Raw genomic sequence first — 13,189 nt, 5'->3', positions numbered from 1 at the left:
TCCACTTGTAGGCCGCATCGTCGGCCTTGCCCTTGCGGGGCAGGGTGAAGGTGTCGATCCAGGCCAGAGCGCCGGTTTCGGGCGGCACGAAGACGATGTTGGGGTTCTGGTTGTAGATCCGGTACGCCGTCGAGTCCCAGGTCTCGGACGCAATCACTTCGCCGGAGAGCATCAGGGCGGAGAGGTCGTCTCCGCCTTTCCAGTAGGCCTTGATGTTGTCCTTGCAGGCAATCAGCTTGTCGACGGCCTTGTCGAGAATGGCCTGGTACTTGTCCAGATCGGCGTAGGCGGCGAACGGGTCCTCACCCATCGCAAAGGCGGTGCCCAGCAGGATGGTGCGCTTCAGGCGCATCGAGGTCTTGCCTTTGTACTGTGGGTCGCAGAGGTCGGCCCAGCTCTTGATACCAGGCGCTTTCGTCTTGTCGGCCATCAGGCCGGAGGTGCCCCACTGATGGGGTACGGAGTAAACCTCGCCGTCGATCGTGGTGTTGGCCTTCACGCCGTCCAGCAGCTTGGGCTGCATGACCGAGGTGTCGATCTTCGACAGGTCCATGGGCTTGTAGATGTTGTATTCGAGCTGCGCCGCGTAGATGCGGTCGTGGCTCGGCTGGGCCAGGTCAAAGCCCGCGCCGCCGGTCGCCCGCAGCTTGGCGATCATCTCTTCGTTGTTGGAAAAGGTCACCTCGACGTTGATGTCCGGGTACTTTTCCTCGAACAGCCTGACCACTTCCTCCGGCGCATAGGACCCCCAGGTCAGGAGCCGAAGCGTCTCCGCCTGAGCCGCCGTCGCCGTCGTGAGGGCCCCGGTGAGAATGGTGGCAGCCATCAAGGCGGCGGACAGTTTTCTGCTTGTCATTCAAGCCTCCCTTATTGGCCGATCGCCCAAGCAGACGAACCGGCAAATTAAATACCAAAGCCTAGTGCGATAATGGACTGCAAAATATATCCATTACCGATTTGAGATCAGACCAATTACGGCGCCAGCTCCGGCAGGGAGCACAGCTTTTGGACGCCGCGGCGGATTTCTTCCGGCGTGACCCCCCCGAAACCGAGGACAAGGCCCTTGCAGCCGATGGGGGCAGCGCTGTAGCGCGACAGGGCTGCGACCACGATCCCCTGCTGCCGGGCGCTGGCGACGATGCCGTCCTCATCTGCGTTATCGGGCAGCAGGCCGACGGTATGGAACCCGCTGGAGGTGGGGCGGACGTCGATCCTCTCGGAGAGGTCGGCCGTCGCCTCGATCAGCGCGTCGTGCCGGGCTTTGTAGGCCTGCCGCATGAGCCGGATGTGGGTCGAGAAGAGGCCCTCGTTCATGAAGTCCGCCACGATGGCCTGGGTTGCCGTCGGAACACCGCTGAGCCAGGCCGCGCTGATCTCGGCAAAGGCGCTCTCCAGGCCACGCGGCGCCAGAACGAAGCCAAGCCGGAGGGATGGGAAAAGCGATTTGGAGAAGGTGCCGACGTAGATCACCCGTTCCTGGGTATCGATGCTCTTCAGCGGCGGCTGCGGCTGGTCGCCGTAGTAGAACTCCCCGTCATAGTCATCCTCGACGATCAGGGCATCGGCATCTTCCGCGGCCCCCAGAAGGGCAAGCCGCCGGGAAAGGCTCATGACCTGGCCCAAGGGCTGCTGGTGGGACGGAGTCACGAAGGCGAGGCGGAAGTGCGGGGCCTTGCGGAGCCCGTCGGCGATGCTCAGCCCTTCATCGTCGACTTCCACCGGGACAATGTCGGCGCCGCCGGCAACGAAGGCGTTGCGGGCGCCGATGGCACCGGGGTTTTCGAACCAGACATGGTCGCCGGGGTTGAGCAGAAGCGTGGCGATCAGGAAGAAGGCCTGCTGGGCGCCGGACACAATGAAGATCTGCTGCGGATCGCACTTGATGCCGCGCGCGGCGTTCAGATGCGTCGAGATCGCTTCCCTCAGGGGCTGGTAGCCGGAGGGATGACCGTATCCCATCACGTCCTCCCGGCCGGCCCGCCAGTGCCGCGCCGAGAGGCGGGCCCAGTGCGCCATCGGGAAAAGGTCGAGGGCCGGCAGCGCGGTGATGAAGGCCTGGGACTTGTGCGGCAGCCAGGATCGGGGAGCCAGGAACCGCTGGGCATGGCGCGCCGCGCGCGAGAGATGATGGTCGGCCGGCTTGCTGGCCGCCGGCTGTGCCGGCGCGACGGCCGCGCGCTGGCCCGCAAGGGCTTTGCTGACGAAGGTCCCGGCCCCGACCCGTGCTTCCAGGAGGCCTTCGGCCGTGAGCCTGTCCACGGCATCGATGACCGTGGTCCGCGAGACGCCGATCTCCTTTGCCAGGGTGCGTGTCGCCGGCAGCCGTTCACCCGGATTGACGCCGCCGCTCAGCAGGATCTCCTTCAGTCCCATGTAGAGCTGGACGCTGATCTTTCGCCGCGCGTTCCGGTCGATCCGGATCGATGACAACAGCGCTCCGGCGTTTGTTTTCATGACCGCTCCCTCGAAGATTGGCCTATAGAACGAACGAAAATGGACCTTAAATCAAGGCCAATTCAGTTTATCGTGGCGAACCAAAGATGCTTTTTGGGAGCCGACCGGACAGCCATGGAAATTGCGAGCGTCGAAACCTTCACCGACGAGTTCGTCTGCTTCCTGCGGGTCCGGACCGTGGACGGCGAAGAGGGCTGGGGCCAGGTCGCACCTTACAACGCCGACATCACGGCACAGGTCGTTCATCGCCAGGTGGCGCCCTATGCCCTCGGCCAGAGCGCAGACAACATCGACTACCTCGTCGACATCATTCCGGAGCGCGAGCACAAGTTTCCGGGGGCCTACCTGCGGCGCGCCATCGGTGGGCTGGATACGGCGCTCTGGGACCTGCGCGGCAAGCGCGAAGGCAAGGCCGTCTGCGAATTGATCGGCGGAACGCCCGGACCGCTGCGCGCCTATGGATCTTCGATGAAACGCGACATCACGCCGCAGCGGGAGGCAGAGCGACTGAAGGATCTGCGCGACCGTTTCGGGCTCGATGCCTTTAAGTTCCGCATCGGCGCGGAGTGCGGACGGGACATTGACGAGTGGCCCGGCCGGACCGAGGAGATCGTGCCGACCATGCGCCGCGAAATGGGCGATGACGTGGCCCTGCTGGTCGATGCCAACTCTGGGTTCTCGCCAGCGCGGGCGATTGAAGTCGGCCATCTGCTGCAGGCCAACGGCATCTCGCACTATGAGGAGCCCTGTCCCTACTGGGAGTACGAGCAGACCAAACAGGTGACCGAGGCGCTGGAGATCGATGTCACGGGGGGCGAGCAGGACTGCTCCCTGGTGGACTGGCGGCGCATGATCAATGGGCACGTGGTCGACATTGTTCAGCCGGACGTCTGCTATCTGGGGGGCCTCACCCGGACGCTACGGGTGGCGAGAATGGCTGAAAAGGCAGGCCTCCCAGTCACGCCCCACAGTGCCAACCTGTCGATGGTGACACTCTTCACCATGCATCTGCTGCGCGCCATTCCCAATGCCGGCAAGTACCTGGAACTCTCGATCGAGGGCGCGGACTATTATCCCTGGCAGCAGGACCTTTTCGTCGAGACTCCCTACGATATCCAGGACGGCAAGGTGATGGTGAGCGATCGGCCGGGTTGGGGCGTTACGGTGAATCCGGACTGGCTCGCCAGGTCCGTCTACTGCATCAGCGCGCTGGAAAGGTGATCCGATGGCGACCCAGAAACAACTGATCGACGACGCGCTGTCGAGCGGCAGCTTTCCGGGCCTGCCGCAAGGCCACTTCATCGACGGAGCATACTCCGCGGCGGCCTCGGGGCGCGTCATGAACAGCCTGGATCCGGGCCGTGGCGAAGCTTTTGCCGAGTTTGCCTGCGGGGATGCCGCCGATGTGGATGCCGCGGTGACGTCTGCCCGGCGGGCCTTCGAAGCCGTGTGGCGGGACACACCCGCCGTCGAACGGGGGCGCATTCTCTACCGTGCCGCCGCCCTGATTCGCGAGCAAGCGGCGAGTCTGGCGGTGGTCGAGTGCCTTGACAGCGGCAAGCCCATTGGCGAGGCGCAGGGCGACGTGCAAGGCGCCGCCCGCGCGTTTGAGTATTATGCCGGCGCCTGCGACAAGCTGCAGGGCGACACCTTTCCCCTCGGCCCTGCCTATCTCGGCTACAGCCTGCACGAGCCGGTGGGCGTGGCGGCCCAGATCATTCCCTGGAACTTCCCGATCTCCACAGCGGCCAGGGGCATCGCACCGGCGCTGGCCGCCGGCTGCGCGGTGGTCGCCAAGCCCGCCGAGCAGACCCCTTTCACCGCGCTGCGGCTGGCGGAGATCCTGCTCGAAGCCGGTCTGCCCGCCGGAGTCTGCAACGTGGTGACCGGAACCGGCGCCGATGCCGGCGCGCCGCTGGCGGCCCACGGAGAGGTCGATCACATCACCTTCACAGGCTCGGTCGCAAGCGGCACGGCCGTCATGAAGGCGGCAGCAGACAACGTGACCCGTGTCGTGCTGGAACTCGGGGGCAAGTCCCCGGTGGTGGTCCTGGGCGACTGTGACCGCGAAGCCGCGCTCGACGGTGTGATGGGCGCGATCTTCGAAAACGCCGGGCAGATCTGCTCTGCCGGCTCGCGGTTGATTGTCGAGCGCAGCCTGCACGACGGTTTCGTGGAGGAGCTTTGCCGGCGTGCCGAGAAGCTGACTCTCGGGCACGGCCTCAGAAATCCTCAACTCGGCCCGGTAAACTCGGCTGAACAGCTCGCCCGTATTTCGGGCTTCATGGAGCGCGCGCGGGAGCGGGGGGTTGAGGTTGCGACCGGCGGTGCCGAAACGGCGGACCCGCAGACCGGAAAGGGATGGTTCTTTCAGCCGACCATTGTCGGCGTCCCCGGCCGAGACGACGAACTGGTGCAGGAGGAGATCTTCGGCCCCGTCCTGACGGTGCAGGTCGCCGAGGACGCGGACCATGCCCTCGCCCTTGCCAACGACAGCCAGTACGCGCTGGTGGCCGGCATCTATACCGGCAGCTTCACCCTCGCGCACCGCTTGGCGCAGCGGTTGGATGCCGGACAGGTCTACATCAACGAGTACTTCGCCGGCGGCATCGAGGTGCCCTTCGGCGGAAACAAGAAGTCCGGGTTCGGCCGCGAGAAGGGCCTGGAGGGCCTGCTCAGCTATTGCAGGACCAAGAGCGTCGCCGCCCGCATTTAGCGGCGATCGATCAGTAGTCCCACTGGAACCGCACGCCCGACTTGTTGGCGCCGGATCCGGTGACCTCGCTTTCGACGGTGATGTTGGGGGTCAGCTCGACCTCCACGCCGGCGGCGCTCTGCTGTGCCGATGTGCCCTGCTTGACCCCGACATAGACGTCATCGGTCAGATACCGGCCGGCTTCCACCGCCGGGGCGCCGCCGTCGCTGGTGTCAACCCGCAGCACATCGACGCCCAAAGTGCGGCGCGCGAAGTCCAGGATGCCGCTGGCACCTTCGCCGCGCAGTTCCTGGACGGCCAAGGCGAGTTGAGCCGCTTCGGCACCGCTCAAGCCGGACGAGGCTTTGTTGAACAGAACCCTGGAGAGGATTTCGTCGCGGGGCAGCGTCGGCGTCGAAGCCAACTCCAGTGAGGGACGGGACAGCGGACCGGCCATGCGGGCGGTGACGTCCAGGTCCTTGCCCTGGTAGCCGGCCGTGACATCAAGCTCGGTCTCGCTGTTTGCGGACTTTGGCAGAGTGACCTTGCCGTTGCGCAGGTCGAAGGGCTTGCCGACCACCGAGAGTTGGCCACGGACCACATTGATCTCTCCGGTGACCTCCGGTGCGCTGGCGTTGCCGGCAACGGCAATACGTCCGCCCCACTCGGAATCGAGCCCACGGCCGCGCACGAACACGCGCCGCGGCATGTCGATGACGATATCGAGCGCCGGATCGACCGGCGGCGCCGTTTCCCGGTCTGCCGGCTCGTTTTGGGGGCCGTCGCCCTTCAGTTCGGTGACGTCGAGACTGACCACATCGGGCGGCAGAGCGGCCAAGAGGCTGATCTCCACGGTCTCGGTCGTGATGCGCCCCACGATCCGCGGCGCCTCCAAGGTGCCGCTTGCCTCGACGGTTCCGCCGGCCACCGCCGTGACGTCGTCCCGCCGCAGGGCGTGAAGCTTCTCCAACGCAACGGAAACCGCGAAGGGAAAGCCGGCTGCGGGATCGATGGACATCCGGCCATCCCCGGTGATCCTGCCGCCGGAGCCGTCGTTGGCCGTCAGCCGCGTGAGCGTCATCTGATCGTCCCTTACCGTGGCCTGCACGTCGAGGTCGCGTAGCAAGGTTCCGGTTTCCAGATTCTCGTAGCGCCCCTGGCTCAGAGCGATCTGGCCGCCGAGCCGCGGCGCGCGCGCGGAGCCGGACGCAGTCAGCGCCACCTCGGCATTCCCATCGAGACGGTGCTCCGGCAGCGGCACGAAGAGCAGCAGCGTGGCAACGTCGCCGCTCCAGCCGAACTCTCCCGTCAAGGGCTCGTCGAGCGGAACCTCCAGTCCGCCGGCCTCCGTCACGCGCAGCGCCGCATCGGCACGGAAGCGGGCTGCGGCGACATCGGCACCGCCGAGCCGCCCCTCGACCTGCAGGCGTCCGTCACGAAGCGCCGTCGTGGCCGCCAGAGTCAGGGCGGGCAGGTCCGTACCGCCCCGGGGGCGCAGGCCGCCCAGGGTCACGTCGCCGCTCCCCTCCGGCGCCGTGCGCGGTCCGGACAGCGCCAGCTTGGCTGAGACCCGGCCTTCCAGGCCGGAGGCCCAGAGGGGATCGATCATCTCGAGCGGCAGACTGTCCAGCGTTGCCGAGGCCTGCATTTGCGTGTCCGAGAGCAGTGCCCGGCCCGAGAGTCGAGCCTCGCCGGCAGCCAGCTCGAAGTCCTGCAATGTGATCTCGCTGCCATCGATCGACAGTCGTGCCGGCCTTGCAAGGGCAAGCGGCTGGCCGAGCAGGGTGCCCTCGGCCGCGGCAAGCTCCAGGGCCAGCGTTTCACCGCGCCGGGCTAAGCGGCCCGCGAGGCGCAGGTTCAGCGGCTCGACCCAGGTGCCGGTCGTGGAGAGGCTGATGCCGAGATCCTCGACCGTGCCGGCGCCTTCGGCGTCGAGGCGTGCCAGTTGCAGGCGGTCCCAGGTCACGCCCTCGGCCTCGATCTTCAGGGCGCCTTCCGCCTCCACGGAAAGGTCATCGCCCTGCAGGCGCAGCAGCACCGAATCCGCGCGCAGCGGCGCCGCGTCGGGCGTGGCCGTCAGCGCCAGAGACGACAGATCGGCAGTGGCCGTGACCGCTGCCTCGCCATCCGCCCCGTTAAGCTGCAGCGCCAGCGTTCCGCGGCCGCTTCCGGCCAGACCGGCAAGGCGCAGCCAGGGCGCGAGGTCGGCCAGCTCGGCCGTCAGGTCCGCAGCCGGATCGGCCCCGTCCAGGGGAATGACGGCTGTCCCCTCAACCCGGGCCTCCGGCAGGCGGGCCTGCAGGCTGTCCAAGGTCAGACGGTCCCCCTGCAGCAGAAAATCCGCGCTGCCATCGAGCGCGCCGAAAGAACTGGTCAGGGCGAGGGTTACCGGACCTTCGATATCCGGGCCGCGCAGCGTCAGAGCATAGGTGGCGCGCAGGTCGCTGAGCGTTTCCGGCGCGACCCTGACCTCGGACACCGTGGCGGTGCCGGCCGTTTCCAGCGCATCGACGGACCCGGCAAGGGTTCCTTCCAGGGTGGCAGTGCCGGCCAAGGCGGACCCCAGGTCGTCGGCCAGAACCGCCGCGTCGGGCAGGGTCAGGCGATAGCGGCCGCCCACCAGGTCTCCCGCCGACGTGACGGTCACGCCGCCTTCGAGGCGGGCGGCTGCGGCGCTGGCCGTCAAGGCTTCCACGCGCAGCCCTTCGTCCGTGTAGGTGAGGCCGGCCTCGAGATCCACCCCGCCCTCGGTGGCTGTCGTAAGGATTGCGATGTCACTGGAGGGCTGCTCCCAGCGCCCGGCCAGGGTGGTCTCGACCCGCTCGCCAAAGCCCTCCAGCCGCAGCGGGCCTTGCAGCGTAGCCCGTCCTTCAAGGGTGATGTCGGTCAGCGGCTGCAGACTGCCGAGATCGGCGATACCGACGGAGACGTCGAGTTCGGCCAAGCCGTTGCTCGCATCGGCGGTTCCGCTGGCTCCCAATGTCGTGCTGCCGGCAGAGGCTTCGAGCTTTGCGATGCTCATCCGGCCTGTGCCCGCATCCAGCCGCCCAGCGAGTGCCCAGCGCACGGTCTCACCGATCACCGCGTTGATCGCGTCCTCACCGTTGAGTTCCGCGCCGGCGATGAGACCCTGAACGTTCAGGTTCAGTGCGGGCGCGGGCCCGAAGAGATCGCTTTCGGCATTCGCGCGGCCTTCCACGCTGACGGCGCCCGCGCGGAAACCCGGTGCGGCCACATCCTGTCCTGTCACCTCAAAGACGACCGCAGGCTGCGTGATCGCGCCCTGAACCCTGAGGTCGGCCGAGGCTTGCCGGAGACCATCGAGGTCCAGCAGCTCCGAGAGTGCCTGGCTGTCCTCGGCATTCGCACTGACCATGAGGTCGACGACCCCGCTTCCAACCTCTGCGGTTCCGCTCAGGGAAGCGTTCAGAAAGCCGCCGGTGAGCGAAAGCGTCTCCACATCGATGCGGTCTTCAGTCGTCCATGCAGCCTGCATCGATACCTGTGTCGTCCCGGCAAGCAAGGCCCAGGGCGACGAGGGCCCGGTTGCCGGGATATCGCTGCGGCCGTCCAAGCTGAGTGCCAGGCTGCGCTCGGCAGTCCGCCGGATGCCGATTGCCGCTTCGGCGCTGGCGAGGTTGCCGAGTGAGAACGCGAAGCTGCCGTCCCAGGCACTGAGCGGCCCCTGACCGCTCAGGCTGAGGTCGAGCCTGGGAAGGTCCGGCATCTCGAGGAGGGTGGCCGTCAGGCCCCCCGGGGCTTCGCTGGCTTCGGCCTCGACTGCAAGGTGGTCGCGCGCGGGATCAAAGGCGACGGCCAGCCGCAGCTCCGCCTCCGGGCCGTCCAGCCGGGCGGCCGTAAGGTCAGCCGTCAGTCTTTGTGCCGCGTCGCTGGCGGTCTGGCCGCTGAGGGCAAAGCGGGCGGCTTGGCCGAGCAGGCTCTCCCCAAGGACTATCTCGTCCGCTGCCAGTCTTTGAACGCGGACGCTTACCGGAAGATCGAAGAGCACAGCGAGGTTGCCGGAGGACTCGTCGGTCTCCGACGCCGCTCCCGGCGCCACCGGCGGGCGGTCGACCGTGACGCTGCTGACCGCCAGCGCCTCGATGTCCAGGCGGCCCCGCAGCAGTGCTATCGGTCGCCAGGTGAGTTCTGCCGAGTCGAGCTCCAGCCACGCACCGGTCGGATCCCGCAGCGTTACGGCGCGTGCCTTTAGTGTCCGCCAGGGACTGCCCTCGAGCGCCCCGATCGCAAGCTCGGTCTCACCCGGTGTGCTGACCGCCGCTTCGATCTGACGCTTCAGCCAGCTCCGCCCGGAATTGCTGTCGAGCCAGCCATAGGTGATCGCACCCGCCAGTACGGCGGTGGCCAGGATGCCGCCGAGCCCGACGGCCGTCCATTTCAGCAACGGTCCCGGTTTTGGCATCTCAGAAAGCCTGTCCGAAGCTGATGTAAAGCTGTAGCGTCTCGTCGACGTCGTCGCGACCGTTGAGCGGAAAGGCGACATCCAGACGCAGGGGGCCGAAGCCCGTGAAGTACCTTACCCCCAAACCAGCGGCCCAGCGTAGGGTTTCGCCGCTGTTGAACCAAGGATCGTCGAAGACCGTTCCGCCGTCGAGGAAGGGGACAATGCCGATGTCCTCGCTGACACGCACGCGCGTCTCAAAGCTGAGTTCTACCAGAGAAGTGCCGCCCAGAGGGTCCTCGTCATCGTCGAGGGGCCCCACAAGTTGAAACTCGTACCCTCGAATCGACCCTCCGCCGCCGGCATAGAAGCGCCGGGCCGCCGGCAGAACCTCCGTGTCCTCGCCGAGGATCGTTCCGGCACGTGCCCGGGCCGCCAAGATGAAGCGCTCGTCCGCGTCCACCGCATAGTAGGCGGAGCCGCCGACGACCCCCGTCACGAATAACAGGGAGTCGTCGCCGACACCGGTCGCCGGTGTCAACGAGGTCTGCAAGCGGGTCCCGCGGGCGGGGTCGAGCGGATCGTCCGTTGTGTCGCGGGTCGCTGTCAGCGGCAGGCCGAAGAGGGTGAACTGCCGCTCGCCGGTATTGTTGTCCGCATTCTCGTCGACGATCTCGTAGCCGGCGGAGACGCCGCCGGAGATGCGCCAGTTTTCCAGGAAAGGGCGCTCCAGCGCGACCAGCCCCTCGACGGCCTGGCGCTCGAAGGCATCGTTGTCCTCAAAGCCACCGGTCAGTTCGGCCAGCAGGGCCTGTTCACGTTCCAGGAAGGCGGGTTTGCGGAAGTTCAACGCACCGCTTTGCTCGATCAGCGACCCCGTGGCACTGGCCCGCAAGGTCTCGTTCTCACCGAGAAGGTTCCGGTGCTCCCAGAAGATCTCACCGCCCGGCCCGATGTCCGTCGAGATCGATGCCGCCGCTCCGATAGAACGATGTGCCCGTTCCACAACCGTGACCGTGACGGGCAGAACCCCGTTCGCATCGGGTGCGGCGGCCGTCTCCACCGTCACCGAAGAGAACAGTCCGGTCGCAGACAGCCGGCGCTGGGTTTCCCGGAGGATCCGGCGGTCGTAGGGTACGCCCGGGCGCCATCCGGCGACCCGCCGCAGGTAGGGTTCTGCGACCTGCTGCTGCCCCGAGAACGTCAGGGGTCCCAAAGTCGCCGCCGGCCCGGCATCGACGCTGAGTTGCACCGTCATGGCGCGGTCGTCGTGGTTGACGAGGGTCTTGCGCTCGGCAATGCCCGCGAAGGGGTATCCACGCTCCTGTAGCCGGCTGACCAGGCTCTGCTCCGCCGCGACAATCTCCGGCGCGCGGGCCGGCATGCCGATCGAGACTGCGATCTCTTCCAGGTCCGGCTGTTCGGTCTCCGGCGGGGCCGGGCTTTCGACGTAGCTTATCTCATAGCTGACGAGGGTATAGCGGGGGCCGGGGTCGACTTTCAGCCCGACTTGGACGGGCCGGGCCTCGTCGTCGATCTCCAGATCGAGCTGGGAGGCGTAGTAGCCTTCGGACCGCAAAGCGGTTTGCAGGCGCTCCAGGTCCCCTTCGGCCCTGCGGCGCAGGCCGACAAGGGTGGCCGGCGGCCTCTGAGCAAGAGCAAAGAGCTGAGACGATGCCTCCAGGATGGTGCGCAGGCCCTCATCCTCGACCCCCAGCAATGTGGTCTCATAAGCGACAACGGGGTCTTCGCTTTGTGGTGCCGGGGCCTGCTCGTTGCCAAAGGACTCGGGGGCCTGCTGCGCCAAAGCGCCAGCCGTCAGGCCAGCCCCGAAAAGCATCGCCAGCAGGCCCAGCAAAGCCGCCTGAAGTCCTTGCGCCAAGCGGCGCCGATGAAGCTTGCACAAGGCTGCGGCCGCCTCTCGCCCGTAAAACTACGTTGACTCTCCGCGCTCCGCCAAACGGGTCGGGCGCGATGCCTTGGCGCGGAAGGGGCGCAGTCGCTCTCATTCGTGTGCCGTGGTGCGGTATTTAAGGCCGGGCGCCGGCGCTTGTCACCCCACAAATGGTGACGATTCCGGCGGTGATGGCCTTGGTGGACCCGCGGGGCCCAACGCGCGAGAATGGCTGCCCGGCACCGCCCATCGGGCCGGGTCCTGCGGACCCTCTCGCTGTCCCTGGGCCCGGGGCCCCGTCTCGGCGTGGAAACAGGAGGATGTAGGCGATGGACGCCCCGATCACACAGCAGGACTGGATTGACCGCGCCCAGCATGTGCTGCCCGCCGGCGGCTTCGGCAACTTCGATCCCGGCATTGTCATTCGCGAGGGCCGCGGCGCCCGGGTCTGGGACGAGGACGGCCGGGAGTACATCGACTATCTGATCGGCTCCGGCCCGATGCTGCTGGGCCACGGCCATCCCGAGGTGCTGGAGGCGGTGCAGGAGCAGCTTGGCAAGGGCATGACCTTCTTCGCCAACAACGCCCGCGGCATCGAACTGGCCGAAGAGATCTGCCGGGCGGTCGCCTGTGCCGAGCAGCTGCGCTACGTGAGTTCCGGCGGCGAAGCCGACATGTACGCCATGCGCCTGGCGCGGGCCTTCACCGGCCGTGACAAGATCCTGAAGTTCGAAGGCGGCTACCACGGCATGTCGGCGGAGGCGCAGATGAGCCTGGCGCCCACCCGCCTGGTGAACTTTCCGCTCGCCGTGCCGGATTCGGCCGGGATCCCCCAGTCGGTGCGGGACGAGATGCTGGTCGCGCCCTTCAACGACATCGACTTCGCCCGGCAACTGATCGCCGAACATGCCGGCGAGATCGCGGGGATCATCGTCGAACCGCTGCAGCGCATCGTTCCCCCGGCGCCCGGCTTTCTGGAAGCATTGCGGGAGGAATGCAACAAGCACGGTATCGTCCTGATCTTCGACGAAATCGTCACCGGGTTCCGCTTTGCCTACGGCGGCGCGCAGGAACTCTACGGCGTCGTCCCGGACGTCTGCACGCTGGGAAAGATCATCGGCGGCGGCTTCCCGCTGGCGGCGATCGCCGGGCGGGCTGATATCATGGCCCACTTCGACAAGGCCAAGGTCGGTGAAGATGGCTTTCTGATGCAGCTTGGCACCCTGAGCGGCAATCCCGTGGCCGCCGTCGCCGGGCTCAAGACCATGGAAGTCCTGCGCCGGCCCGGCAGCTACGAACGTCTGCGGGCGACGGGCGAAACCCTGATGGCTGCCTTCAGCGAGCCTTTGACGGAGGCCGGCTTCGATCATCAGGTGGTGGGCGATCCGACGCTCTTCGACATCGTGTTCACACCGGATCCGGTGAAGGACTACCGCGACGTGCTGAAGTCCGACCAGGGCCGCCATGCCCGCTTCAACACGCTGCTGCGCGACAACGGCCTCTTCAAGCTGCCGGGCAAGGTCTATCCCTGCCTTGCCCTCACTGCGGAGGACATCGAAGAAACAGCCGAGGCCGTCCGGAAGGCTGCTCAAGGGCTGGATTGACGGCGGGCAGGGGCCAGCCCGGACCCCGTGTCACCCGGATCTGCTCTAGGCTGTGGTGACAATTTGTTTGTTATCTGAGCCATAGCATGATTGCGGCGATGAGCACGAAGCCACGGAAGTTCTGCAAGAGCTTGTCGTAG

Annotated in this window: 7 protein-coding genes; 3 read left to right on the top strand and 4 right to left on the bottom strand. The window is 66.8% G+C overall.

Annotated features, from left to right (window positions below; all coding sequences use genetic code 11):
• Both Q0982_RS19965 and Q0982_RS19960 read right to left on the bottom strand, forming a co-directional pair.
• On the bottom strand, positions 1-856 hold an 856-nt coding region (locus tag Q0982_RS19965; RefSeq protein ID WP_299398912.1), incomplete at its 3' end, for an extracellular solute-binding protein.
• Positions 857-972: 116 nt separating this feature from the next.
• Positions 973-2,454 (bottom strand): PLP-dependent aminotransferase family protein, encoded by a 1,482-nt coding sequence (locus Q0982_RS19960; RefSeq protein WP_299398910.1) that lies wholly within the window; start codon positions 2,452-2,454, stop codon positions 973-975.
• A gap of 114 nt (positions 2,455-2,568) precedes the next feature.
• Here Q0982_RS19960 and Q0982_RS19955 point away from each other — a divergent pair, with 114 nt between their 5' ends.
• A complete protein-coding gene (locus Q0982_RS19955; RefSeq protein WP_299398907.1) occupies positions 2,569-3,675 on the top strand; it encodes a mandelate racemase/muconate lactonizing enzyme family protein in 1,107 nt (368 codons plus the stop codon).
• 4 nt (positions 3,676-3,679) lie between these two features.
• On the top strand, positions 3,680-5,170 hold the full coding sequence (locus Q0982_RS19950; RefSeq protein ID WP_299398905.1) for an aldehyde dehydrogenase family protein: 1,491 nt from the start codon (positions 3,680-3,682) through the stop codon (positions 5,168-5,170).
• Positions 5,171-5,180: 10 nt separating this feature from the next.
• Here Q0982_RS19950 and Q0982_RS19945 read toward each other — a convergent pair whose 3' ends face one another.
• Together Q0982_RS19945 and Q0982_RS19940 are read right to left on the bottom strand one after the other, a co-directional pair.
• Entirely contained in the window at positions 5,181-9,572 is a 4,392-nt protein-coding gene (locus tag Q0982_RS19945) for a translocation/assembly module TamB domain-containing protein (RefSeq protein WP_299398902.1), read from the bottom strand.
• A gap of 1 nt (position 9,573) precedes the next feature.
• Positions 9,574-11,457, bottom strand: coding sequence for an autotransporter assembly complex family protein (locus Q0982_RS19940; protein ID WP_299398899.1), 1,884 nt, complete (start codon positions 11,455-11,457; stop codon positions 9,574-9,576).
• 317 nt (positions 11,458-11,774) lie between these two features.
• Between Q0982_RS19940 and Q0982_RS19935 the strand changes: the two genes are divergently transcribed.
• The gene (locus tag Q0982_RS19935) at positions 11,775-13,049 is read left to right on the top strand and encodes an aspartate aminotransferase family protein (RefSeq protein WP_299398897.1); all 1,275 of its coding nucleotides are present in this window, start codon (positions 11,775-11,777) and stop codon (positions 13,047-13,049) included.
• The last annotated feature ends 140 nt before the right edge of the window (positions 13,050-13,189 follow it).

The organism is Pelagibius sp. (genome assembly GCF_028281305.1).
In the GTDB taxonomy this organism is placed as follows: Bacteria; Pseudomonadota; Alphaproteobacteria; order Kiloniellales; family Kiloniellaceae; genus Pelagibius.
The sequence above is the reverse complement of the archived record's forward strand: the minus strand, read 5'-3'. Positions and strand labels throughout refer to the sequence as shown.

Excerpts from the sequence above, each read along its gene's own strand:
- Q0982_RS19960 (WP_299398910.1), bottom strand. The coding sequence starts at position 2,454 with ATGAAAACAAACGCCGGAGCGCTGTTGTCATCGATCCGGATCGACCGG.
- Q0982_RS19955 (WP_299398907.1), top strand. The coding sequence starts at position 2,569 with ATGGAAATTGCGAGCGTCGAAACCTTCACCGACGAGTTCGTCTGCTTC.
- Q0982_RS19950 (WP_299398905.1), top strand. The coding sequence starts at position 3,680 with ATGGCGACCCAGAAACAACTGATCGACGACGCGCTGTCGAGCGGCAGC.
- Q0982_RS19945 (WP_299398902.1), bottom strand. The coding sequence starts at position 9,572 with ATGCCAAAACCGGGACCGTTGCTGAAATGGACGGCCGTCGGGCTCGGC.
- Q0982_RS19935 (WP_299398897.1), top strand. The coding sequence starts at position 11,775 with ATGGACGCCCCGATCACACAGCAGGACTGGATTGACCGCGCCCAGCAT.